25 protein-coding genes are annotated in these 24,429 nt (G+C 63.3%); 9 read left to right on the forward strand and 16 right to left on the reverse strand.

Features of this window, described 5'->3' with window-relative positions:
* The first annotated feature begins 36 nt into the window (after positions 1 to 36).
* The 3 genes from ACO550_RS28735 (at position 37) to ACO550_RS28745 (ending at position 2,620) form a co-directional block, all read left to right on the forward strand.
* Positions 37 to 483, forward strand: coding sequence for a winged helix-turn-helix transcriptional regulator (locus ACO550_RS28735; RefSeq protein WP_315595766.1), 447 nt, complete (start codon positions 37 to 39; stop codon positions 481 to 483).
* A gap of 75 nt (positions 484 to 558) precedes the next feature.
* A complete protein-coding gene (locus ACO550_RS28740; RefSeq protein ID WP_315595767.1) occupies positions 559 to 1,701 on the forward strand; it encodes a 3-deoxy-7-phosphoheptulonate synthase in 1,143 nt (380 codons plus the stop codon).
* Positions 1,702 to 1,708: 7 nt separating this feature from the next.
* Entirely contained in the window at positions 1,709 to 2,620 is a 912-nt protein-coding gene (locus tag ACO550_RS28745) for an EamA family transporter (RefSeq protein WP_315595768.1), read from the forward strand.
* Positions 2,621 to 2,653: 33 nt separating this feature from the next.
* Here ACO550_RS28745 and ACO550_RS28750 read toward each other — a convergent pair whose 3' ends face one another.
* The 3 genes from ACO550_RS28750 to ACO550_RS28760 are packed head-to-tail and all read right to left on the reverse strand — an operon-like array spanning position 2,654 to position 5,248.
* Complete coding sequence (locus tag ACO550_RS28750; protein ID WP_315595769.1) at positions 2,654 to 3,412, reverse strand: enoyl-CoA hydratase-related protein; 759 nt, start codon at positions 3,410 to 3,412, stop codon at positions 2,654 to 2,656.
* Between the two features lie 25 nt (positions 3,413 to 3,437).
* Positions 3,438 to 4,253 (reverse strand): glutathione S-transferase family protein, encoded by an 816-nt coding sequence (locus ACO550_RS28755; protein ID WP_485995045.1) that lies wholly within the window; start codon positions 4,251 to 4,253, stop codon positions 3,438 to 3,440.
* A 14-nt stretch (positions 4,254 to 4,267) separates the two neighbouring features.
* Positions 4,268 to 5,248 (reverse strand): zinc-binding dehydrogenase, encoded by a 981-nt coding sequence (locus ACO550_RS28760; protein WP_315595771.1) that lies wholly within the window; start codon positions 5,246 to 5,248, stop codon positions 4,268 to 4,270.
* Between the two features lie 208 nt (positions 5,249 to 5,456).
* Here ACO550_RS28760 and ACO550_RS28765 point away from each other — a divergent pair, with 208 nt between their 5' ends.
* Positions 5,457 to 6,647 carry a CoA transferase gene (locus ACO550_RS28765; protein ID WP_315595772.1) on the forward strand — a complete coding sequence of 397 codons (1,191 nt, stop codon included), beginning with the start codon at positions 5,457 to 5,459 and terminating at the stop codon, positions 6,645 to 6,647.
* A gap of 35 nt (positions 6,648 to 6,682) precedes the next feature.
* Positions 6,683 to 7,666: a tripartite tricarboxylate transporter substrate-binding protein gene (locus tag ACO550_RS28770; protein ID WP_315595773.1), complete on the forward strand. Its 984-nt coding sequence runs from the start codon at positions 6,683 to 6,685 to the stop codon at positions 7,664 to 7,666.
* Between the two features lie 36 nt (positions 7,667 to 7,702).
* Here the strand turns inward: ACO550_RS28770 and ACO550_RS28775 are convergent, their stop codons facing one another.
* Entirely contained in the window at positions 7,703 to 8,386 is a 684-nt protein-coding gene (locus ACO550_RS28775) for an FCD domain-containing protein (protein WP_315595774.1), read from the reverse strand.
* A gap of 303 nt (positions 8,387 to 8,689) precedes the next feature.
* Between ACO550_RS28775 and ACO550_RS28780 the strand changes: the two genes are divergently transcribed.
* Positions 8,690 to 8,878 carry a hypothetical protein gene (locus tag ACO550_RS28780; RefSeq protein WP_315595775.1) on the forward strand — a complete coding sequence of 63 codons (189 nt, stop codon included), beginning with the start codon at positions 8,690 to 8,692 and terminating at the stop codon, positions 8,876 to 8,878.
* Between the two features lie 87 nt (positions 8,879 to 8,965).
* Here the strand turns inward: ACO550_RS28780 and ACO550_RS28785 are convergent, their stop codons facing one another.
* The 3 genes from ACO550_RS28785 to ACO550_RS28795 form a co-directional block, all read right to left on the reverse strand.
* Positions 8,966 to 9,742, reverse strand: a complete 777-nt coding sequence (locus ACO550_RS28785) for a molybdopterin-dependent oxidoreductase (protein WP_315595776.1) — start codon at positions 9,740 to 9,742, stop codon at positions 8,966 to 8,968.
* 20 nt (positions 9,743 to 9,762) lie between these two features.
* Complete coding sequence (locus tag ACO550_RS28790; RefSeq protein WP_315595777.1) at positions 9,763 to 10,389, reverse strand: cytochrome b/b6 domain-containing protein; 627 nt, start codon at positions 10,387 to 10,389, stop codon at positions 9,763 to 9,765.
* Positions 10,390 to 10,481: 92 nt separating this feature from the next.
* Positions 10,482 to 10,799: a pentapeptide MXKDX repeat protein gene (locus ACO550_RS28795; protein WP_315595778.1), complete on the reverse strand. Its 318-nt coding sequence runs from the start codon at positions 10,797 to 10,799 to the stop codon at positions 10,482 to 10,484.
* Positions 10,800 to 11,121: 322 nt separating this feature from the next.
* On the opposite strand from ACO550_RS28795, the gene ACO550_RS28800 reads away from it, so the two are divergent.
* Together ACO550_RS28800 and ACO550_RS28805 are read left to right on the forward strand one after the other, a co-directional pair.
* Complete coding sequence (locus ACO550_RS28800; protein WP_315595779.1) at positions 11,122 to 11,694, forward strand: sigma-70 family RNA polymerase sigma factor; 573 nt, start codon at positions 11,122 to 11,124, stop codon at positions 11,692 to 11,694.
* Positions 11,691 to 12,332, forward strand: a complete 642-nt coding sequence (locus tag ACO550_RS28805) for an NrsF family protein (protein WP_315595780.1) — start codon at positions 11,691 to 11,693, stop codon at positions 12,330 to 12,332. Before ACO550_RS28800 ends, ACO550_RS28805 begins: the two co-directional genes overlap by 4 nt.
* Here the strand turns inward: ACO550_RS28805 and ACO550_RS28810 are convergent, their stop codons facing one another.
* From ACO550_RS28810 to ACO550_RS28845, 8 genes are all read right to left on the reverse strand, one after another.
* Positions 12,333 to 12,857: a metal-dependent hydrolase gene (locus ACO550_RS28810; RefSeq protein ID WP_315595781.1), complete on the reverse strand. Its 525-nt coding sequence runs from the start codon at positions 12,855 to 12,857 to the stop codon at positions 12,333 to 12,335. It lies immediately after the preceding gene.
* Between the two features lie 236 nt (positions 12,858 to 13,093).
* Positions 13,094 to 14,680: a diguanylate cyclase gene (locus ACO550_RS28815; protein WP_315595782.1), complete on the reverse strand. Its 1,587-nt coding sequence runs from the start codon at positions 14,678 to 14,680 to the stop codon at positions 13,094 to 13,096.
* A 16-nt stretch (positions 14,681 to 14,696) separates the two neighbouring features.
* Positions 14,697 to 15,095, reverse strand: a complete 399-nt coding sequence (locus tag ACO550_RS28820; RefSeq protein WP_315595783.1) for a DUF1801 domain-containing protein — start codon at positions 15,093 to 15,095, stop codon at positions 14,697 to 14,699.
* A 264-nt stretch (positions 15,096 to 15,359) separates the two neighbouring features.
* Complete coding sequence (locus ACO550_RS28825) at positions 15,360 to 16,472, reverse strand: acetoin dehydrogenase dihydrolipoyllysine-residue acetyltransferase subunit (RefSeq protein WP_315595784.1); 1,113 nt, start codon at positions 16,470 to 16,472, stop codon at positions 15,360 to 15,362.
* Complete coding sequence (locus ACO550_RS28830) at positions 16,472 to 17,488, reverse strand: pyruvate dehydrogenase complex E1 component subunit beta (protein WP_315595785.1); 1,017 nt, start codon at positions 17,486 to 17,488, stop codon at positions 16,472 to 16,474. The genes ACO550_RS28825 and ACO550_RS28830 overlap by 1 nt, the downstream gene beginning before the upstream one ends.
* 27 nt (positions 17,489 to 17,515) lie before the next feature.
* On the reverse strand, positions 17,516 to 18,514 hold the full coding sequence (locus tag ACO550_RS28835; protein WP_315595786.1) for a thiamine pyrophosphate-dependent enzyme: 999 nt from the start codon (positions 18,512 to 18,514) through the stop codon (positions 17,516 to 17,518).
* A 44-nt stretch (positions 18,515 to 18,558) separates the two neighbouring features.
* Positions 18,559 to 19,608, reverse strand: a complete 1,050-nt coding sequence (locus ACO550_RS28840; protein ID WP_315595787.1) for an ATP-NAD kinase family protein — start codon at positions 19,606 to 19,608, stop codon at positions 18,559 to 18,561.
* A 211-nt stretch (positions 19,609 to 19,819) separates the two neighbouring features.
* A complete protein-coding gene (locus ACO550_RS28845; RefSeq protein ID WP_315595788.1) occupies positions 19,820 to 21,814 on the reverse strand; it encodes a sigma 54-interacting transcriptional regulator in 1,995 nt (664 codons plus the stop codon).
* 220 nt (positions 21,815 to 22,034) lie between these two features.
* Here ACO550_RS28845 and ACO550_RS28850 point away from each other — a divergent pair, with 220 nt between their 5' ends.
* Entirely contained in the window at positions 22,035 to 23,630 is a 1,596-nt protein-coding gene (locus tag ACO550_RS28850; protein WP_315595789.1) for a glutamate synthase-related protein, read from the forward strand.
* Here ACO550_RS28850 and ACO550_RS28855 read toward each other — a convergent pair whose 3' ends face one another.
* Positions 23,631 to 24,416, reverse strand: coding sequence for an ElyC/SanA/YdcF family protein (locus ACO550_RS28855; RefSeq protein WP_315595790.1), 786 nt, complete (start codon positions 24,414 to 24,416; stop codon positions 23,631 to 23,633).
* Positions 24,417 to 24,429 lie beyond the last annotated feature (13 nt).

Here is a 24,429-nt window from a genome sequence, read left to right on the forward strand (position 1 = left end):
ATGCAACCACATACCCGGACGACAGGTAGCCGCCTCATGCCTCGCACTCAGCTTTCAAACGACGAACCTTGCCCGGTCGCGCGCGCGCTCGACGCCATTGGAGATCGATGGACACTGCTGATCATCAGGGATGCCTTCGATGGTGTAAGGCGGTTCGGCGATTTCCAGCGCAGCCTGGGCATGGCACGGAACATCCTGGCGGACCGCCTGCAGAAGCTCGTGGAGGCCGGCATCCTTGAGACCCGCGCGGCCTCGGATGGCTCGGCCTATCAGGAGTACGCGCTGACGGCCCGCGGCGAACGGCTGTTCCCGGTGGTTCTTGCCCTGCGCCAATGGGGCGAACGCAACCTGTTCGCCAATGGCGAGCGCCATTCCGTACTGATCGACCGGCGCACCGGCAAGCCCGTGGCGCGGATGGAACCGCTGGCAAAGGACGGCACCGTCATCGCGGCAGCCGATACGGAAGTACGCAAGGTTAAATAGAACGAGGTTCGGTCTGTGGCGTTATCATGCGCATCCACGGCAGGTCTTCTTTTCCCAGAATTTCAGGAGTTCCCCATGACTGATCCGCAAAAATCACCGCCGACCATTGCCGAGGGCTGGCAGGCACCGCCGGATCGCACCAGCGTAACCGATGACGCCCATGTGGAAGACATCATTCCGCTGCCTCCGCCTGAACACTTGATCCGTTTCTTCCCGATCCGTGGCACGCCTGTCGAATCCCTGGTCACCCAGACGCGCCAAGGCATCTCGCGCATTCTGCATGGCGACGATGACCGGCTGCTTGTGATCATGGGGCCATGTTCGATTCACGACCCGCAGGCGGCACTCGAGTATGCGCAGCGGCTGGTGGCACAGCGTCTGCACTACGCCGACACGCTCGAGATCGTGATGCGCGTTTACTTCGAGAAACCGCGTACCACGGTAGGTTGGAAAGGACTTATCAACGATCCGTACCTCGACGAGAGCTACCGCATCGACGAGGGCCTGCGCATCGCGCGCAGCCTGCTGCTGGATATCAATCGCCTTGGATTGCCGGCGGCCGGCGAGTTGCTGGACGTGATTTCTCCCCAATACATTGGTGACCTGATATGTTGGGGCGCGATCGGCGCCCGCACCACCGAGAGCCAGGTACACCGGGAACTGGCTTCCGGCATATCGGCGCCGATCGGCTTCAAGAACGGTACCGACGGGAATATCAAGATTGCCATCGACGCGATCCAGGCCGCTTCACGTCCGCATCATTTCCTGGGCGTGCACAAGAACGGCCAGGTGGCGACCGTGCATACCAAGGGCAATCCGGACTGCCACGTCATCCTGCGTGGTGGCAAGGCGCCCAACTACGATGCGGAATCCGTGGCGGCCGCCTGCAAGGAACTGCAAGCCGCCGGCCTTGGCAATTCGCTGATGGTGGATTTCAGCCATGCCAACAGCAGCAAGCAGCACCAGAAGCAGATCGATGTCGCGCAAGACGTGGCGCAACAGATCAGCAGCGGCAGTGCATCGATCTTCGGGGTCATGGTTGAGAGCCATCTGCTCCCTGGCGCGCAGAAGTTCACCCCAGGCGAACACAAACCGTCTGCATTGACCTACGGACAGAGCATCACCGACGCCTGCATCGGCTGGGACGACTCGTTGGCTGTACTGGACCGGCTCAGCGAAGCGGTCAATGAACGCCGCCGGCTGAAATCGAAGCCGTAGGCCCACGATGAAGACCACCCGTATCGATCCGACCACGTTGTTTCTGCTGACATTCCCGCCGCTGGCCTGGGCCGGAAATGCCATCGTCGGACGGCTTGCCGCCGACGCCGTGCCGCCCATCACGCTGAATCTCGTGCGCTGGATCATTGCGGGTGTATTGCTGGCGCCCTATGCATGGCGTGGCGTGGTTGCCCATCGCACCGCATTGCGGCGGCATGCCGGCATTCTGGTGGCCATGGGCCTGGTGTCGATCGCCAGCTATAACGCGTTCCAGTACCTGGCGCTCACCACATCCACGCCGATCAACGTCACGCTGATTGGTGCCTCGACGCCGCTGTTCCTGTTGATCATCGGCGCCTGCTTCTTCAAGGAGCGTTTTCGGTCATGGCACGTGGCGGGCGCCCTGCTCTGCCTGCTGGGCGTCTCATTCGTACTGATGCGCGGTGAACCCAGCCGCTTCGCCCAGTTCCAGTTCGTCCCCGGCGACCTCTACATGCTCGCGGCGACCATCTGCTGGAGTTTCTACACCTGGCTATTGCGCAAGGGTCGCCCTGACCTGCCGCTGCCGGTCCTGCTGCTGGCGCAGATTGTGACTGGCGTGATCGCAAGCATTCCCGTCGCCATCTGGGAAGTCAGCTTGCTCGCGCAACCGTTGCAATGGAATGGCAAGGTCGCATGGATCCTGCTCTATGTAGGCACCGTGCCTTCGCTGCTGGCGTACTTCGCGTGGGACCGTGCCATCTCGCGGGCCGGCGCTCAACTGCCGGTCTTCTTTATCACCTTGACCCCGCTGTTTGCGGCGGTCCTTTCCACCGTCCTGTTGGGCGAGTCACCGCACTGGTATCACGGCGCAGGCCTTGTCTGCATTGGCGCGGGCATCTGGCTGGCCCAGCGTCGCCAGACCAGCCGACCCGCATGACCTGCTTTATCGGCGACTACCCGCCAAGGCCGGTCACTTACCGGTAAATACCGGCCGGCGCTTCTCTTTCCAGGCCAACGATCCTTCGCGAATGTCTTCCGATTGCGTGGCGCGACGCACGTCCTCGGCCAGTGCGACGGTGTCGAGCGCACCACGCGCGATGGCGTTGAGATGCCGCTTCATGCCTTGCACTGCCAGTGGCGCCAGACCGGCGACCGTTTCCGCCAGTTGATCGGCACGTTCGCGCAGGCCATCGGCAGGCAGCAGTTCGGTCAGGAAGCCGCAAGCGAGCATTTCGGGCGCCTGGATGCGCTCCGCGGTCAGGAACAGCCGTTTGGCCTGGTTCAGGCCCAACCGGGTGATATACCGACGCATGCCACGCTCGTAGAAATGCAGGCCCAGGCGCGCCGCGGGCATGAACATCTCCACGGCGTCGGTGCCCAGGCGGAAGTCGCAGGCCAGCGCCAGATCGGTTCCGCCGCCGTATACGCCGCCCTGGATCTCGGCGATGGTCACCGCGCGACAATCTTCCATGGCATTGACCAACGGCTCGAAACCCGCGCCGCGCTGTCCCGCCGCGAGCTTGCCGATATCGAATCCACTGCAGAAATACTTGCCGGTACTGCGCAACAGCAGCACGCGCACATCGCTGCCATTGACCGTTTCGATATGCTGCTGCAGCGCGGTGAGGTCATCGGGGCCCAGGCGATTGGCCACACCGGGCCGCTGCAGCGTCAGGATGGCCACATGACCGGAAATCTCGAGGGTGGGAAGAGAACCTTCTGCTTGCATACGTTGACTCCGGAGGAAATGATCGTCAAACGGCGGCAGAGCGCGCCGCGTGTTCGTGGTGTTCGGGGTGTTCTGCTTGTTGTGCGTGTTGTGCTTGTTCGACGTACCGCCTTTGCAGCGCGACATCGAATCGTTCAAGGCAGGCCTGCGTGAACGCTGGACGCTGTTGCACACGTTGCCACCAATCGGCGACCGCTGGCGCGCAATCGGCCGCCAGCGCTGCGGGTGCCAGCTCCGCGATACGTGCGACAAACGGAATGGCCGCGATATCGGCCAGCGTGTAGCCGTCACCAATTAGCCAGCGCCTGCCTGCAAGCATGGTTTCCATCTTCGGGATCAACGCCAGCAGCGCCTTGCTTGCTGCGGCCTTTTCCTCGTCGGTGTAAGGCTTGCGCGCAATACGCAGCCACGCTTCGCGGCGCTCCGCGGTTGGCACGCGCGCCAGGCGCTGTTCCAGTGCCGTATCGGTCCATTGCGACGCCACCGGCTGCAACGCGACACTCCAGTTCAGGATCAAGAGGTTGGGCAGCGATTTCTCGTCGGTCCAACGGATAAAGTTGCGCATCTCCGCACGCGCATACGGATCCTCGGGTCGCAACGGCGGAGTCGGATACACGGCATCGAGATACTCGCAGATTGTCGAGCTCTCGTAGAGAAAACGGCCGTCGTCGAGCACCAGCGCAGGCACCACGCCATTCGGATTCATGGCGAGGAACGCGGACGTATGGTGTTCCTGCGCGGCCATGTCTACGGGCACGCTTTCGTAGTCGATGCCCTTCTCGGCCAGACACAGCCGTACGCGACGTGAAGCGCTGGATAGCCAGCCGTGGAAGAGTTTCATGGACATGGTCTGCTTCAGGGGATCAATACCGTGGACCCGGTCGTCGCACGGTTTTCCAGCCGGCGATGGGCTTCCTGTACATCCGCCAACGCAAACGCCTGCCCGACCTCCAGCCGCAGGTGGCCGGCCTCGACCGCATCGAACAACGCCTGCGCGGCGCGCCTGAGCGAAACGGCATCGGCAATGAACGATCGCAACGTCGGACGCGACACTATCAGCGATTTCGCATGGAGCAGTTGCAGGTCGAACGCTGCCACATCGCCAGAGGCCGTGCCGTAGTTGATGGCCATGCCACGTGGCCGCAGGCATTGCAACGAGGGAAGGAAGACGTCCTTGCCCACGGCATCGTAGACCACCGCGACACCCTGACCATCGGTCAACGCCATGACCTCGGCCACAAAATCGGCTTCGCGATAGGGAATCACGTGATGGCAGCCGTGCGCTAGCGCCACCTCCAGCTTGGCCTGGCTACCGACCGTGCCAATCACAGTGGCGCCCAGTGCGCGCGCCCATTGCGACAGCAGCACACCCATTCCGCCCGCTGCTGCATGCACCAGCACCGCATCGCCTGGTTGCACGACATAAAGACGCCGCAGCAGGTATTCAGCCGTCAGCCCGCGTAGCAGCGTTGCGCCAGCGACCTGCTCCGAAATTGCATCCGGCAGCGGCACTACGCGATGCGCCGGTACGTTGCGAGTGACCTGGTACGCCCCCGGGTGCATATATGCCACGCGCTGACCGGTCGTCAGGCCGTTCACCCCATCGCCCAACGCCGTGACGATGCCGGCACCTACCGCGCCGAGCGTCACTGGGAACGGCGTCGGCGCGTGCGGTCCATGCGCGCCCTTGCGCTGATAGATGTCTGCGAAATTCAGGCCGATTGCGGATTGGCGGATTTGCACCTCACCGGGCGCCGGGGGCTCGATTTCCACTTCACAGAGCTCCAGCACTTCCGGCCCTCCGTTTTTACTTATACGAATGGTCTTTGTGTGCATACATTGAATTGAGTGACGAAGAATCGGCTAATTGCGCAGGATGATGACCATCCCGACCATATCCGGTGCAACAAGGTGGTCGAATCGGAGGCTTGAGGGTGCATCGTAGCCCAGGAAACTCTGAAAAGCATCATGGAAAATCCGTATACGTATTTTTATAACTGTTATCCGTATACTTTTACGCATTCACGATGCACGGAAACACAAGATGACTCAAGACCTGCCGCTGTCCGGTTGTACCGTCCTGGACCTCTCAATCGCCCGTGCCGGCCCCGTGGCCGTCCGCCTGCTGGCGGATTGGGGAGCCGATGTCATTCGCATCGAACCACCACCACCGCGCGACCGCGGATCGGTCACCGGACGCCGCCGCGGCTCCGACGAACAAAACCTCCATCGCAACAAGCGCAGCCTGTGCCTGGACCTGAAAACACCCGAAGGCGCTGAAATCCTGGCCGGGCTCGCCCGCAAGGCCGACGTGGTAGTGGAAAACTTCCGCTCCGTGGTCAAGCAGCGCCTGGGATTGACTTACGAACGGCTCAGCGAACTGAACCCGCGTCTGATCCTTGCCAGCATTTCGGGCTTCGGACAGGACGGCCCGTATTCCGAACGGCCGGGACTGGACCAGATCGTCCAGGGCATGTGTGGCCTCAGCTCGGTGACCGGTATGCCTGGACAAGGCCCACTGCGCGTGGGCATTGCGATCTCCGATACGACGGCGGGCATGTTCCTGGGACAAGGCATCCTGCTGGCGCTGCTGCAACGTCAGCGCACGGGTCGCGGCCAATGGGTGCATACGTCGCTGATCGAGGCGATGCTGAACAAGCTCGACTTCCAGGGCGCACGGTATACGGTGGAGGGCGTCGTCCCCTCGCAGCAGGGCAATGCGCATCCCACGCTGGTACCAATGGGCACCTATCGGTGCCGCGATGGCGTGGTCAATATCGCAGCCAGCACCGACCGCATGTGGACCAACTTCTGCACTGCGGTTGGCGCCGACTGGCTGCTGGCCGACACTTCACTACACACCGCCGCAGGCCGCGCGGCGCAGCGCGAGCGCGTGGAAGACGCGATCAACCAGTGCACGGCCGACTTCACGGCCAACGAACTGACCTCGCGCCTGAATGCAGTGGGAGTGCCGTGCGGGCCCGTATTCGATATTGGCCAGGCGTTCGAAGACGCACAGGTTCAGCACCTGCGTATGACGCGCCCGGCTGACCACCCGGTATTGGGGTCGATGGAGTTGCTGCGTTCGCCAATCAACCTGTCGGCCGCCCCTCACCCCGATCGCTTTGCCAGCGCCGCCCCCGATCCGGGCGAGCACACCAACGCCATCCTGCGTGAGTTGGGTCATGACGATGCCAGCATCGCGCGCCTGCGCGACGCCAACATCGCGGCATGACAAGCAAGACAAACATAACAACAACGGAGACACTCATGACACACCGATTTGCGCCCACGCTGCGCGCGTTGGCGCTGGCCGGACTTGCCCTCTCATTCGCGCAGGCTTCGGCCGCCGCCGATGACTATCCCGTCCGCCCGATCCGCCTGCTGGTCGGCTATACGCCAGCCGGCGCCGCCGACTATGTCGCGCGCATCTTTGGCGAGGCGCTGTCGAAGCAACTGGGCCAGACCGTCGTCGTCGACAACAAGCCGGGCGCCGGCAGCACGCTGGCCTCGGCCGCGCTGGCCACGGCACCAGCCGATGGCTACACGCTTGGCCTGGCCACGGCGACGCTGTACGGCATCGATCAGCGACTCTACAAAGCGCGGTACAAGGCCGACGATTTCACGCCGATCACCCGGCTGACGATCTCGCCATTGATCCTGGCAGTCAACAAGAACCTCGATGTAACGGACGTCAAGGCGCTCGTCGCCAAGGTCAAGGCGCAGCCCGGCAAGTTCAACTATTCCTCGTCGGGCATCGGCGGCTCACCGCACGTGGCCGGACTGCAGTTCGAGAAGGCCACGGGCGCACAGATGACGCATGTGCCCTACAAAGGCGGCGCTCCGGCCCTGCAGGCAGTGGCCGCGGGCGAGGTGCAGATGTCGTTTGGCACGGCGGCTTCGGTGCTGCCGATGGGTACCCAGGGCGTGGTGAAGATGATCGGGGTGACCACGCCCACACCTTCCGAGGTGGCACCGGGATTGCCGGCGCTGGCCGAAACGGGATTGCCCGGCTTCGACTTCACGTTCTGGTTTGGGCTGTATGGTCCTGCCGGCATGCCGCCAGCAGTCCGCGACAAGATCTTCGCCGCGGCCAAGAAGGTCATGGCCGATCCGCAACTGCGCGCCAAGCTGGCGTCGAATGGCAGCGAGGTCTCGCTATCCGAATCACCGGCTGCTTTCGGCAAATGGGCATCTGCCGACGGCCGGACCGCGCTGGAGCGGATCGTGCAAGCTGGCGTAAAGCTCGATTGATGCGCTCTCGATAGCCGTGATGCCATGCGCCCGCGCTCAGCGCCGGGCGCGCGCGCTGGTGTCGCCAGGCATCGACGCAATCATGTCTGCATAGACATCGCCGCCGGTGGCGATATGACGCACCATGGCCGCGGCGGCATCGTCCTCGCTGCCGCGCAAGATTGCCTCCATCACCTGACCATGCTCCTCCAGCGAGGCGTGGATGCGCGCTGGCTTTTCGAAACGCAAGTCGCGCATGCCACGCATGCGGGCACGCATGGTGCGGATCTGGCGCGCCAGGATGTCGTTGCAACTTGCGTCGTAGATAACGTGGTGGAACACGTCGTTAGCCTCGCGATACGCATCGGCATCAGCCTGTTCGGCCGCCGCGCGGCACGCATCGAACGCGGCATGGATGGCTTTGCGCTGGCTTGCAGAGATACGACGCGCCGCCAGCCGCGCGGCCAGCGATTCCAGCTGCACCAGGATTTCGCTCATCGCCACATACTCACGCAGCGTGATCGACGCCACGATGGCGCCCTGGCGTGGCACCAGATCCACCAGTCCGGCCGATTCCAGCTGGATCAGCGCCTCGCGTACCGGCGTGCGCGACACGTTGAATCTCGTCAGCAGTTGCTGTTCTTCCAGTTGCGTGCCGCTGGGCAACTTCCCGCTCAATATGTCTTGCTCGATCGCAGCACGGATGGTGTCAGACAAGCTGCTCTTTTTTTCATCGGGCATGGATAACTGCGGGTACAAGTGAGGATGCTGCGATTCTACTACCGCGCGGCGCTACGTATGCATAAATGCGCGTTGTGTGCACAAACGCAACCAAATCCACCACGATGGCTATGCGTCCTAGCGGAAAACCAACGTTTGGTGCCCCAAGTGTTTGGCGCGCACCAACACCCTGACACCTCCAGCGCAGCAGCCATCACGCCACACCCGCTCTCTGTGCTACTCCCAGCATCTGCGCCTACGGGCATGCTCATTGCCTACTAACCCAACGAGCGCCTTCGCTCACTCAACTTTGGGAGACCTGCCATGAGCACCCTTGTCATTCGAGACCTCACCAGCTATCAACCCCTGGATGTCACTGCGATGTCCGCCATACAAGGCGGGATCTACCGTACGCCGCAGCAGATTCTGGTCGGGCAGATCACGCACCTGCCAGCAACGCCAGACGGGCGCGTACTCGGTAGCGATGGGCAACTGCACTGGCCGACGATCTGACCGCGCCTGCGGCAGCTCCCAGGTGAGAGGTGAATCTTGCCTCTCACCGGAGCCGCACTCCGCGCAAATTGATTGCAGCACCCTGCCTCAGGACCCGCCAAACCAGTTGTAGCCCTGGTCCACCCAGTAGCCACCGGGGAAGGTGTTGGTGACAAACAGTTCCATGATGTGCTTGGGATTCTTGTAGCCGAGCTTGGTCGGCATCCGCAGCTTCATCGGATAGCCATACTTGGCCGGCAGGCGTTCGCCGTCATACGTGAACGTCAACAAGGTCTGCGAATGCAGTGCCGTGGCCATGTCGATGCTTTCGTAGTAGTCGTCGGCACAGCGGAACCCCACATACTTTGCGGTGGTATCCGCGCCGATCCGCTGCAGGAAACCGGCGAACGGGGTACCACCCCATCGCCCGATCGCGCTCCAGCCCTCCACGCAGATATGCCGCGTGATCTGCTCGGCCTTGGGCAACGCGTAGAGTTCCTCAAGGCTCCAGCTCTTCTTTTCCCGAACCAGTCCACCGACCTTGAGGCGGAAGTCGCTGCCGTCCACCACGGGAACCTTGTCGATGCCGTAGAACGCGTTGAACGGAAATGGCCGCGTCATCTGCGCTTCCGTGTAGGTCGGCGCGAGCCGGTTCGGATCGAACAACCACGCCTGCACCTTGTCGTTCATGCTCGACACGCGCGACAGGAAGGTTTCCACCGAGGCATCGTCGTTGAGGCTGCAACCGGTGAGCATGGCCAGGCCGCCAAGCGTGAGGATGCGCTTGCCAAACAGGCGCCGGGACGGTGCTTCGAGTTCCCGTTGTACATCGATTACCAGTGACTCGCGGTCGACGGCCGATTGTCTGGAAGGTTTGGTGTTCACGATTCAGGCTCCAGTTTGTATCAGCGTCCGCGAATCATGGTCAGCAGGCTGCGTGGTACCAGCGCCACCATCACCACATGCACGACGATAAACGCGGCGAGCAAGGCCATGGCGCAGAAATGCACCACACGTGCGAAGTCGTAGCCGCCCATCAATTCACGCAACAGCGGAAACTGCACGGGCTTCCAGATGGCAATGCCCGAGAGCACCAGCACGAGCAGCACGATCATCACCAGCAGGTAAGCAAACTTCTGCACCGCGTTGTAGTGGCTCAGGTCAGCATGCGAAAGGCGCCCTCGCAGCGCGGCGACCAGATCACCCAGCACAGCGCGCGGCCCCAATGGAAAGAACTTGCGGGCGAATCGACCGGTAACGACGTTCATCGCCAGATAGAACAGCCCGTTGAAAAACAGCAGCCACATGGCCGCGAAATGCCATAGCAGCGCGCCGCCCAGCCATCCGCCCAGCGTGATGTCGCCCGGGAAGCTGAAGCCCGGGAAAACCGGTGATGCGTTATAGATGCGCCAGCCCGACAGCATCATCAGCACGGCGGCCAGCGCATTGAGCCAGTGCGAGATACGCACCCAGCCGGGCTGGATCACGCGTGGCGCGGCGCGGGAATTGACAGTGTCATGCGAGGGTCCCATTTTGGTCTCCTTCCGGCCTCCTTCTCAAACCAGGCACGGCACACGACGGCAAGTCGCGGGCCGGTGCCTGGTCGAGCTTGCCCGGCCCAGTGTTACTTGCTCATGCCACCGGACATGGCGTCGCCATCCTTGCCCATCTTGTCGTGCGGCTTCGCCTTGCCCATCTTGTCCTTGTGCATGCCATCCTTCGACATGTTGTCCTTGGACATGTTGTCCTTGGACATTGCATCCTTGCCCATGCCGTCCTTCGACATGGCATCCTTGGACATTGCATCCTTCGACATGCTGTCTTTCGACATCGAATCCTTGGCCATCGAATCCTTGGCCATCGACCCACCCGTCTGGGCGAACGCTGCGGTGCCACACATCAGGAACGCTGCGGAAACCACGGCGATTGCGATCTTGTTCATCTCGACTCCTTGTTGCTTTGCGTTGGACCGGGACTATCCCGGTTGGCGGAACATCGCGCCACGCCTCGTCCGGCGGGCACCAGATTCACACGGTATGTGTGCGTCTGATGGGAAATTCGCAGCGGCGGCGCATCCGGTTACAGGGGTCGAGGAATTTTTTTAACGATATGCGATGGCTCCGAATCGGCAACCGAATCAGCCACCGAATCAGACACCGAATCAGACACCGATGCGCCGGCGAAGCGGCTCGCAACACACACAAGCGCCATGGCAGCGTAGAATTCGCGCAAATTAATGTAGCCCGGTGTAACCAACGCGATCGATGGAACGAACTATCGAACAGGATGCGCTGAAACGGCGGGAGTCTCGCCTGCTCGATCTCTTTACGGACGGGCTGGCGGGCGACCAGGCGGCGTATGCACGATTCCTGACCGAGCTGGCAACGATGCTGCGCGGCTATTTCCGCAACCGGCTCCCGCAACAGGCCGGTGACGTCGAGGACCTGACCCAGGAAGTCCTGCTGGCCGTACACAATGCTCGCCATACCTACCTGCCGGGACAGCCGCTGACGGCCTGGGTGCACGCGATTGCCCGGTACAAGCTCGCCGACCACTTTCGTGCACATGCGCGGCACGATGCGTTGAGCGATCCACTGGAGGCGGCGGAGGACGTGCTGGCGGCGCCGGACCTGGAACCGGCCCAAGCCAGGCGCGACCTCAACCTGTTGCTTGACCAGCTACCCGACCGTCAGCGCCTGCCGATCGTGCATGTCAAGCTGGAGGGACTTTCTGTCAGTGAGACCGCGCAGATGACCGGGATGTCGGAAGCGGCGGTAAAGGTGGGCGTGCATCGTGGGCTGAAGGCGCTCGCGGCGAAGATTCGAGGATCGCGATGAAAACGGACGACCTGATTTCCATGCTTGCCACTGGCATCGCGCCGGTCGACCGGCACGTGCTGAGCCGTCGTTTTGGCACCGCCGTGGCGGCAGGCGCGGCATTGGCGACGCTATTGGTGGCCACCACGCTACATGTTCGCGCCGACCTGGCCGAGGTAGCGGTCACCCCGCTGTTCTGGGCCAAGGTAGCGTTGCCGCTCTCGCTGCTGTTGGGCGCATTGTGGATGGCGACGCGGCTGGCGCGACCCGGCGTTTCCACCGGCGCCAGCTGGGTGGGCGTTACGGTACCGTTTGCGGCAGTCTGGCTGGGCGCCCTGTATGTGCTCACGCAGACGCCGGCTGGCGAGCGTGCGACGGCAGTGCTTGGACAGACCTGGCGAGTCTGTCCGTTCAATATCACCATGCTGTCGGTGCCCGTGTTCATTGCCGTATTCTGGGCATTGCGTGGACTGGCCCCGACGCGATTGCGCCTGACCGGCGCCGTGGGCGGCCTGCTGTCGGGCGCCATCGCTACGCTGGCCTACTGCCTGCACTGCCCGGAGATGGGTGTCGCGTTCTGGGGCGTGTGGTATGTGCTCGGCATGCTGGTACCTACCGCAATCGGTGCGCTGCTCGGACCGCGCCTGCTGCGCTGGTGATCAGAAATGGGCGGACCCAAAGCCCAGATGGCGAATCAGTTCGAGGCTATGCCTTCCCTGAAACCAGAGGTCGTCGGAAACCGCCAACGCGATCAGCCACGACGCGGCAACGATGACCAGGTCACAGCGTCCGCTTTTCCACCAGTTCAGCGAGTGGCGACCGGCGATCCATGGCACACCCAGCGGGTTCGGCCAGTCGGCCAGCAGGTGCATGACACCACCGCAGGCGAAACCGAACGCCGGGGCCGCCAGCGCATGCGTGCCCAGTGCATGGTAAGAACCCAGCAGCAGGCCGATCCACGCGACGCCCCAATGCGTCCAGGTCCGATGCGTAATCCATAGACGCCGCGACCTTGACCACCATGCCACTTCCATCCAGTCGGGAGCGGTGCTCCCCAGCACCGCCGCTATGAAGCCGGCCGCGCCCGCCCAGTACCACTCTCCAGTGCCACGCTCTGCGATAACAGCAGCGGCGATGACGGCCGCCGCCCATCCGGTGGCGTGGTGTGCTTTCCGCGAGGCCATGATGAAACTGCGCTTGATGCCAGTGGTAAATGAAGGGCCGCAATCTTGGCAGGTATCGGAGTGGAACTCCAGCGCTGATCTGTAAGAATTTGAGGTGGCGCATGTTGTCTCCCCTCCTGCAGATCAACTGCAGGAGAGAGCCGGCGGCTCAAGCCGGGACAGGTCGCAATTTGAACCTCATGCCCTCTCCCCCGACCCCTCTCCCGCTCGCGGGAGAGGGGAGCAAATCACCCACATTACAACGCTCCGGCCCAGCGGTACTCCTCCTTGGTGCCCCGGATGACATCGGCAACATTGCCACTGACCGAGACGCAGTTCCGGCCGCCGAGTTTGCCGAGGTACAGCGCCTCGTCGGCCGCCAGGAACAGCGAGCGAAGATCCGAATTTTCTCCATCGGCGAAGTCCGCGGTCGCGATCCCGATGGTTATCGTGATTTCCCCGAACTCGCTGTCGGCGTGCGACAAACGCATGGCCTCTACTGCTACGCGAATCGACTGGGCAACTTCGGCGGCGCCGTGGCCGTCCGTGTTCGGAAGCAGCACCGCAAATTCCTCGCCGCCGTAACGCGCGGCGAAATCGCCGGGGCGGCGTATCTTCTGTACGATGCAATCCGCCACCGACGCCAGCGCGGCATCCCCGGCAAGATGCCCATAGCGATCGTTGAACTGTTTGAAGTAGTCGACGTCCAGCATCAGCACGGACAACGGCCAGCCATATCGCTGCGCTCGGCGCCACTCGGTGTCGGCCATATCGTCCAATGCACGCCGGCTACCGACGCCGGTCAATCCGTCGGTACTGACCAGCAGCCGAAGATGGCGCTCCATGCGCATGCGGCGTCGCCATTGCCGTGAGAGAAGGACCGCGAGCGCGATGATCAGGGCATCCACCACGGTAATCAGTCCACCCAGGACCCTTGCCCTGGTGCGCCATGGTCCCAGTACGTCTTCCATCGACAAGCCCACCACAACGATCAGCGGGAAGTCCGGAACATGCCGGTAGCTGTAGAGCCGGTCGATACTGTCGACGGCCGCCTTGCCGATGAACGTGCCCCGGTCGGCAGCGAGCAACGGCGCGAACGACGCGCTTTTCGAGATATCGCGGCCGATCGACGCTTCGTCATAGGGGCGCCGCATCAGGATCGTACCGTCGGTGCGCAGCAGCGTCAGCGCGCCACGTTCGCCCAGGTCCACGCCATCGAACAGGCGCCGGAAGTAGTTCAGGCGCAGCGTGCCCACCACGATGCCGGCAAAGCTGCCGTCGGGCTTGTCGAGACGGCGGCTGATGCCGACCGAACTGCCTTCGGCGGTCATGCGCGGCTGAAACGGCCGGCTTATAAAGACACCCGCTTTCGGGGACTGCTGGTGAACCTTGAAATAGTCACGGTCACCCACGTTGACAGGCCGCGGCGGCGTCGATCGGGAATCCAGCACAAGGTTGCCCCGTTCGTCCGTGGCCAGTAGCGAACCCAGGTCTTCTGCATTGATCGAACGGTCAAACAGCACCATTTGCCGCAGGGAGACGGGCAATCCCATGATCTCCGGGTCCTTGATGCCATCGATCAGGCCGTGCATCGACAACTCATAGGACTGCAGGTTTCGACTGATGCTGCGCTCGAGTGTCAAGGCAAGATTGGCGGAATCCGCCCTTGCCCTGGTCAAAGCATCGTCGCGCATCTGCCAGAGCGCAATGCCTCCGATGGCGGCAATAAGCACCACCACCAGCAGGCTCGCCGCCAGGATGATCTCTGGCTGCCAGGCGCGCCAGTTGCGCCAATTCCGCTGGGGGCGCGGTGGGCTGTCGATGGCGTGTTCAGTCACTTGCATGCGCTCGGCAGTGGAATCAGCCCTTGCCCTTGCCTTTCGACTGATTCAACGCCACGGCGGCTCGAATCAGCGCCTTGAGCGCCTTTTCATTGATCTTCTCGCCTTCCCGGAAATCGATGGCGCGCCGGACATTGCCTTCCAGGCTGGAATTGAACAGTTGCGATGGGTCCGGCAACGACGCCCCCTTGGCAAACGTCATTTTGACCGCGGCCTTGTAAGTTTCGCCCGTGCAGATGATGCCATCGCACGACCATACCGGAACACTCCACTTCCATTCCTCGACCACTGCCGGGTCAGCTTCCAGGACGATGGCACGTAGCCGGCCGAGGGTTGCGCCCCGCCAGTCGTCAAGACTTGCGACCCTGGCGTCAATCAACTCCGAAGCCGGCACGCCTTGCGATTCGGTTTGCTTCATGTCGTTGAGTCTCCTGGATCAAATGCGGCCAATTTTAGACCGATTATCCAATCCAGACCATCGTCGACAGTCGGGCATACCGCCGTTTGGTGGCGTAGGTATTTCTGGTGCGCGAAGTCGTCTGGCTCCCCTCTCCCGCGCCGCGGGAGAGGGGCTGGGGGTGAGGGCCAGCGTTTCAAATTGCGACCTGTCTTAGAGTTAGCCGCCCGCCCACTCCCCCGCCCCTCTCCCGCGCGCGGGAGAGGGGAGAACACAAGAGGTGAATTAACCGTGGAGATGCCTCTTGAGCAAGCCGTTGACCTCCCCTGCCTTCTCCATCTGGCTCATGTGCCCGGCGTCGTCGAACACCGTTACCGTCGCGCCGGGTGGTACGTTGTCGGCGTGGGCAGCCGGAATGATCTGGTCCCTGGCGCCCCAGATGACCAAGGTGCGCTTGCCTGAATCGGCAAGCTGCCGGCCCGGTTGCTCGCGTTGCCGCCCTTCCGCGAACAGGCTGGTACCAAGCGCCGCCAGTGCTTCGGGCACGCCGTCAAGCCGCTTGTAGCGCAGCAGGTCGTCGAGCATTTGCCGGCTGACCAGTTCCGGATTGGCGAACAGCAACTCCACCACCGGTTTCAGGTCGCGCCTCGACTGCGCGTTGACGAAGCCCTCCGTGTAGCCGTTGTTCACCTCATCGCCAAAGCCTGCCGGCGAAATCAGCGCAACCGATAGCACGCGCTGCGGCGCATCCACGGCCAGTTGCGCCGCGATGCCGCCTCCCATGGAATGGCCGACCAGATGCGCGTGGCCGAGGTCGACCGCATCCATGAAGCGTGTCACGAAACCCGCCATTTCCGCCAGCGTCGTGCCAGCCAGTCTAGGCGTTGTCTGGCCGTGGCCGGGGAGGTCGAGTGCCACCACGGTGTACGTGTCCGCGAGCGGATCGAGGTTGAACAGCCAGTTGTCCAGGTCGCCGCCAAATCCGTGCAGGAACAACACGGCTTCCGCACCGTGGCCCTTGCGCGCGTAGCGTACGCGCAGGCCATCCACGTCGGCGAACTGGTAGGCTGGTCCGGCCTCCTCCTCGTCATCGTCATCCGCCGGCGTCTCATAGCCGGCAACATACGCATCGATCTCCGCATCGCTGACCTCCGCGGGTGCCAGTACGCCAAGCAGTGCCTTCACAGGCAGCAGGTCGCCAACCGCGGCCACCTTGCGCCGCAGCGTGCCAGCGTCGGGGGCCTCCACTGCGTTGGCGATCTTGTCCGTTTCCACATCGAGGATCGGCATGCCCACGGCAATCGCGGCGCCTTCGTCGACCAGCCAGGCATTGATGGTGCCCTCTTTCATCGACAGGCCCCACTTGGGCATCACGATCGGGGTAATTGCTGCGGCCATCAGTGCTTGCCTCCCTTCATGGTCTTGCGAGCGGCTTCCACGATGCGCGCGGCGCCTGGGATATACAGATCTTCCAGCGTCGGAGAAAACGGCACTGGCGTATGCGGCGGGCAGACCATCTCGATGCCGGCCTTGAGCGCACCAAACGCCTGCTGCGCGGTCTGCGCGGCGATGTCGGTGGCAATATTGCAGCGCGGGCTGGCCTCATCCACAACCACGAGTCGCCCGGTGTTCTCGACCGATTCGAGCACGGTATCCATGTCCAGCGGCGACAGCGTGCGCAGGTCGATCACCTCCGCCTCGATCCCGTCCTTGGCCAGCGTTGCCGCCGCCTCCAGCGCGCGATGCACCATCAGGCCATAGGCCACGATGGTCACGTCCTTGCCGTCGCGCGCGATATTCGCTTCGCCGAACGGAATCGCATAGGCGCCTTCCGGAACGTCGCCTTCCAAGCCATACAGGTTCTTGTGCTCGCAGAAAATAACCGGATCGTTGTCGCGAATTGCCTGGATCAACAAGCCCTTGGTGTCATAAGGCGTGGACGGGCAGACCACCTTGAGCCCGGGGATATGCGTGAACAGCGGCGTCAGCATCTGGCTATGCTGCGCGGCCGCCCGGAACCCCGCGCCGACCATGGCGCGGATGACCACCGGTGTCTCGGCCTTGCCGCCAAACATGTAGCGGAACTTGGCGGCCTGGTTGAAGATCTGGTCGAAGCACACGCCCATGAAGTCGATGAACATCAGTTCGGCAATCGGTCGCATGCCGCACGCTGCCGCGCCGATTGCGGCGCCCACATAAGCCGATTCGGACAATGGCGTATCGAGCAGGCGGTCGCCGTGCTTCGCGTAGAGCCCCTTGGTCACGCCGAGCACACCGCCCCAGGCGTCTTTCTCGCCGTCGGCACCGGCGCCACCAACAATGTCTTCGCCGAGCATGATCACACTCGGATCACGCGTCATTTCCTGGTCGATCGCTTCGTTGATCGCCATCTTCATACTGAGTTTGCGGGCCATGATGACTGTCTCCTGTCGGGAATCGTTTTAGTAGCTCACATAGACATCGGTCAGCAGGTCTTCCGGGCCCGGCAATGGTGCGGCCTTGGCCTCCTGCACCGCGTGGTCGATCAGCGTGGCCACTTCGCGGTCGATCGCGTCGAACTCCTCGCGTGAAACCACTCCGGCCTGGGTCACGGTGCGCGTAAACAGCTTCAGGCAGTCCTTGTTGGCACGGATATCGTCGAGTTCGCCCGCTGCGCGATAGGTCTGCGCATCGCCCTCGAAATGGCCGTAGAAACGGATCATCTTGCATTCGAGCAGCGATGGACCGCCGCCTTCGCGCGCGCGGCGAATCACCTCGCCCGCCGCCTCGTGTACCGCGAAGAAATCGGTGCCATCGACCGTGACCCCGGGTATGCCGAAGCCCGCTGCACGGTCCACATAGCTGTCGACGGCAGTGCCATAGTCGCGCGAAGTCGATTCCGCGTAGCCGTTGTTCTCGATCACGAAAATCACCGGCAGGTTCCACACGGCGGCCAGGTTCAGGCTTTCGAGGAACGTGCCCTGGTTGGACGCGCCGTCGCCGCAGAACGTAATGCCGACCTCACCCTTGCCGCGGAACTTGGCGGCCAGCGCCGCGCCGCAGATCAACGGGGCACCGGCGCCCAGGATGCCGTTGGCACCCATCATGCCCTTGGACAGGTCGGCAATATGCATCGATCCACCTTTGCCATTGCACGAACCACCCTTCTTGCCGTAGATCTCCTTCATCATCGCCACCGGGTCCACCCCCTTGGCAATGCAGTGGCCATGGCCACGGTGTGTGCTGGCGATACGGTCACCGTCGTTCAGGTGGTGCAGGATGCCAACGCCGGCTGCCTCTTCGCCGGCATACAGGTGTACGAAACCGGGAATGTCTCCACGCCCGAAATCCACATGCAATCGCTCCTCGAAATCACGGATCGTCCGCATCTTGCGGTACACGGACAGCAGGGTCTCCTTGTCCAGCGGCATCTGCGCTGACTGCGAAGAACTGGCACTCATGGTTGTCTCCTTTGGTGGTGGTACTGCGTGTAATGCAGTGGCGATCAATTCAGTGGAATGGCCGAGGTCTGGCGCATCAGGTGTTCGCGCGCCGCGTATCCCATGCAGGCAGCCACATCGATACTGCGGAATGCATGGTCATGCAGCGTGATGGTGACCTCGTCGTGGGGGCCGAATGCGAGCTCGCGTTCGCCGTCGAGCGCGACGATGCCGGTGCGTTGCCGCACCCGATGCGGCCGGGCATGGGCGATGCGGGTCCAGCCGGCAATCGGCACCGAGCAAAGCAGGCCCGGCGCAATCGGAGCACGCAGATCGAATACACCCTCGCCGGCAGGTGCCAGTTCGATGGCCAGTCCGCCGGGCTCGCGCCGGCCAATCGGCTCGATCAGGCCCGCGATGGCGGACAGGCCGATGGCCTGTGGATCTGCGTAGGCCACATACACCGCGGCAAGTGTGTCGGCCTTCCACAAGGCCCGGGCGCCGATAAACTGCTCATGCGCAATCACGGCGTCGACCAGCGCGATATCGCGCCGGAAGCCGCCATCGGCATTGCGAATCACGACGTCGAGCCGCTTGTTCGAAGCCAGCGCATGGCTGGCGGGCACCTGGCCCGTGGCGTAGAGACCGGCGGCAAGCCCGATGATGGTGGGCTCGCGCATTTCAGGAAAAGCGTTGTTGGTGCCGGTAGAGAGCCCGGCAATTGGCACCGGTCCGCATTCACGCACCACGGCGCGGTGCGTGCCGTCACCGCCCAGCACGATGATCACGGAGACACCGGCGTCCGCCATATGGCGTGCCGCGTGAAGCGTATCGTCCACGCGCGCGGTCACGGGCATGTCGATGAATTCCACCCGCGGCAGGCTCGCATCGGGCCCCTGGTGGCGGTCCAGATGGCGTGTCAGCATGACACGTAAGCCTTCGCGGTCCGGCATCATCATCACGCGGTCGATGCCGCAGCCGGCCAGCGCGGCCAGCAGCCGCAGCACGATGTTGACGCGGTCAGCCAGCTGCAGGCTGCCGGCGTTGGCAATCACACGGCGGATATCGCGCGCCGATACGGGATTGGCAATGATGCCGACCAATGGTGCCCCCATGGCCTGTCTCCTGTCGCGCTGCTTGCGCTTGTCGTGACAGGGTTATTGCAATGGGCATGCCAATGGCAAACACGCGGGCCAGCTGGGAAACCGCCAACAAATTCGAGTCCATCCGTGGCAAATCCGCGGGGAAACCCGCAGGTATTACGTCCGCTTACGCTGATGCGGTGTGACAGGTGTCACAGTACGGCTGTCCAACGCTGGACAACCGTCACGTCGATGATCCCGTATCCCCGCCATCGCGCCGGTTGGGCGACTGGATGCCATAGCGCTCCATGCGCCGGTACAGCGTCATGCGGCTGATGCCGATCTGGCGTGCCACCGCGCTCAGGTTCCAGCCCGACGCACGCAGGTACTGCATCAGCAGCATGCCTTCGGGAGGCAGCGCGTGCGCGTCGGCGTCGCCCGGAGGCGCGGCAAGCGCCTGCACGGGTTCGGGTGCGTGACCGGCAGTGCGAACATCGGCGTAACCGTCGGGCAGGTCCTCCGGCGCCACCACCCCGCCCTGGCAGATCGCGCAGGCGTACTCCAATACATTGCGCAGCTCGCGCAGATTGCCCGGCCAGTGATGCGCATGCAGGCAATGGCGCGCCGCATCGGACAGCGTGACACGCCGTTGACCGCCATCGGCGAGCATCGTGTCGATCAGCCAGTCCAGATCCTGCCGGTCCCGTAACGCCGGCAGTTCGAAGCGCGCGCCGTTCAGCCGGTAGTACAGGTCCTCGCGAAACTGGCCGGACTCGACCAGCTGGTCCAGCCGATGGTGGGTAGCGGAAATCACGCGCAGATTGACCGGCACCGGCCGCGTGGCGCCAATCGGCAACACCTCGCCTTCAGCCAGCACGCGCAGCAGCCGCGACTGCAAGTCGCGCGGCATGTCGCCGATTTCATCGAGGAACAGCGTGCCGCCATCGGCTTCCTGGATCAGGCCGCGCTTGCCGCGTGAGCCTGCCCCGGAAAAGCTGTTCGGCAAGTGTCCAAATAGTTCGCTTTCGATCAGCGTCTCTGGAATCGCCGCGCAATTGAACGCCACGAACGGATGGTCACGCCGCGCGCTGGCCCGGTGCAGGGCCTTGGCAAGGTACTCCTTGCCGCTGCCGGTTTCGCCATGGATCAGCAGGTTGATGCGCGAATCCACCAGGCGCATGGCGCGCTGCAATTGCTGCTGCATGGCCGGGTCGCCGCCGCTCAATGCCGCGAGCGGCTCGGGCAATGGCACGGTGGGCGCGGTGTCAGCGCGCGCATGCCAGCGCAACGCCGGCGGCATCACGCTCAGGTAAAGCAAACCGCCGCTACGGTGCAGCGCCACCAGCCGCTGCTCGCTGGGCCGCGAGTAAACATAGCGCCCAAGGTCTGCAAGCCGCGCGTCGAACAGTGCCTCGAACGACTGGCCAAGCACCGCCCGTCCCTGGCATTCACTTTCGAGCATGCGCCGGGCACGGTTGTTATAGCCAACGACATGCCCGGCATCGTCGAGCGCCAACAGGTATTCCGGGCTGACGTCGACGAACTCCGGGGCGACGTTGAGTTTCAGGATCCAGTCGCGGTGATGCACGCGCAGGAAGTTGGCATTCTCGATATGGGCCGCGTAGATGCGCACCATCTGCAGCGCCAGACCCTGGCTGGTCTTGGCGTCGGGCGACGTCAACGCGGAAATGTCCAGGATCGCGCTCAGGCTGCCATGCGTGTCGAACAGCGGCGCGGCGGTACAGGTCAGCGGAATGTGGGTGGCGTCGAAGTGATCGGCCTGGTGCACGGTCAGCGCCTCGCCAGTGACCAGTGCGGTACCCACCGCGCATGTACCCGCGCCGGCCTCGCTCCATTCCGACCCCAGGTACAGCCCCGCATGGCGCAGCGCGGTGTCGGTGTTGGCATCGCCGATATAGTCGACCGTCACGCCTTGCGCGTCGGTCAGCAATACCACATAGCCCAGGCCGGCAACCTGCCCGTACAGGGTTTCCAGACCATGCCGCGCTATGCGCGCGAAATCGTCAATCCGTTGCTGGTGCTCGCGCAGACGGGTCTGCGGCACGATGCGGGCTTCCTGCATGCGCGACGGATCGAGACCATATTGATGCACGCAGCGCCGCCATGAATTCTGGATCACGGCGTCATGCGTGATCGGCTCCGCGGATACCACAGGCGGGGGCAGATAGCTGGTGGCATGCACCACTGTCTCGATGTGCTCGCGTTGCCGCAGGTCCATCGCTGTCTCCTTATCGGTCTGCGCGTACTGTATCCCACCCGCCTGTCGCCGCAAACGCGGCGCTGCAGCAAAGCGCCGCGATATGCGGTCGGGGCGACGTCATGGCAGTTAATGGCGTTTTGTTGTCCGATACGCAAGACAGCGCTTCCATAACCGATACTTCACATGAAGGCCGGTTCAGGTCATCATCGGGGGTTACCCCTATAAGAAGAGTCCCTCAATGTTCGAGCGTCGTTATGGCGCCGTGGCCCTGGCGGCCGGCGGCCTGATCGTGCTGGCCGGCCTGGCGGCCGCCCATGCCATGTCGTGGTGGTGGGTGGCGTTGCCACTGGCCCTTTGCCTGGTCGGTATCCACGACCTGACCCAGCAGCGCCACGCCATCCTGCGCAACTACCCTATCTGGGGCCACGCGCGTTTCTTCCTGGAATTCATCCGCCCCGAGATCCGCCAGTACTTCATCGAGGACGACACGTCCGAAGCACCGTTCTCGCGCGCGCAGCGCAGCCTCGTATACCAGCGTGCCAAGAATGAGGTCGACAGTCGCCCGTTCGGTACCGAATCCGACGTCAAACGTCCGGGCCATGAATGGATCAGCCATTCGCTCGCGCCCACGAAAATCGCTTCGGCCGATTTCCGCGTCATGGTCGGCGGCAATCGCGCGCAGCCATACGCCATCTCGGTGTTCAATATCTCGGCGATGAGTTTTGGCGCGCTGTCCGCCAACGCGATCCGCTCGCTCAATCGCGGCGCGAAGATCGGTGGCTTTGCGCATGACACCGGCGAAGGCTCGATTTCGCCGTATCACCGCTCGGAAGGCGGCGACCTGATCTGGGAACTCGGTTCGGGCTACTTCGGTTGCCGGCGTGCCGACGGTGGTTTCGATCCCGACCTGTTTGCGAAACAGGCTGCCGACCCGCAAGTGAAGATGATCGAAATCAAGCTGTCGCAAGGCGCCAAGCCGGGCCATGGCGGCGTACTCCCAGCGGCAAAGATCACGCCCGAGATCGCCGCCACGCGTGGTGTGCCAATGGGCGTCGATTGCGTTTCGCCGGCGGCCCACAGTGAATTCTCGACACCGCTGGAACTGCTTCAGTTTGTCGAGCGACTGCGCAACCTGTCAGGTGGCAAGCCCACCGGCTTCAAGCTCTGCATCGGCCATCCGTGGGACTTCTTCGGCGTGGTCAAGGCCATGCTGGAATCGGGCATCCTGCCCGACTTTATCGTGGTCGACGGTGCCGAAGGCGGTACCGGTGCCGCGCCGCTGGAATTTGTCGACCATATCGGTGTACCACTGCAGGAAGGCCTGCTGCTGGTGCACAACACGCTGGTTGGCGCGAACCTGCGCGACAAGATCCGGATTGGCGCCAGCGGCAAGCTGATCAGTGCCTTCGATATCGCCCGTACCCTGGCCATGGGGGCGGACTGGTGCAATGCGGCGCGCGGTTTCATGTTCGCGCTCGGTTGCGTGCAGGCGCAGAAGTGCCATACCGACCGTTGCCCGGTGGGTGTGGCCACCCAGGATCCGGTGCGCCAGCGTGCCATCGTGGTGCCGGATAAAGCCGAACGCGTGGCCAGCTTCCATCGCCATACGGTCCATGCGCTGCAGGAACTGCTGCAGGCGGCCGGGCTGCAGGCGCCGGGCGAACTGACGCCGCACCATATCGTGCGCCGCCTGTCGCCAAGCGAAGTCAAGCCAATGTCCGAGCTGTTCGACTTCCTGCAGCCGGGCGACCTGCTTAATGGCAACCTGCGTTTCAGTCTGTGGGAAAAGTACTGGCCGATGGCGCGTGCCGACCATTTCGGCATGCCGAACTGATCAGTACTCGCGCAGCATCCAGCCGCTGATATAGGCGAAGTACTCGCGCAACCACGCGTTATAGCGCAGATAGGCGGGTGTGGGTGCGGGCACGCCCGACACCGCTTCGAAACCAGCCTTGCGGGCAATGCGCTCGGCGCGCATCACATGGAAGTCGCTGGTCACCACGACCAGTGGCGCCGCTGGCCCTACGCCGCGCTGTTCGAGCAATTGGCGGCTGAAGCGCAGGTTCTCCTCGGTACTGGTGCTGCGATCCTCGCGCACCAGCCGGTCCGGCGCCAGTCCATGCCCGATCATGTAGTCGGCCATCACGTCGGCCTCGCTGCAATGCTGGCCGAAGTCCAGTCCACCGCTTACCACTACCGGTACGGCAGGCACACGCCGCGTGAGCATCAGCCCCTTGTCGAGGCGCGCCTGCAAGGTGGGCGACACCTTGCAATGCGGCGTACCCGAGCCGAGCACGACGATGGCCGCGGCTGACGACACCTGCGGCACGGGCTCGGCCTCGCCACGGTCGATAAAGTAAAAGAACAGGGCCACGGTAAACAACCACGCGCCAAAACCGAGCCACGCTGCGCGCCATAGCCACTGACCACGCTGACTGGCCGCGCGCCAGCGCGCCACGGCTTCCCAGCGCCACGCGAGCGCCAGTGCGGCCAGGCCCAATATGCCCGGCAGCACCACCCCGAAATTGAACAGGCCCATCGATATCAGCGCGATGGCATCGCCGAGCAACAGCGTGCCCAGCAATACCAAGGCGGCCCGCGGCCATCGTTTCGTCAACATCGCCTTGCCAACC

This window comes from Cupriavidus sp. (genome assembly GCF_057315035.1).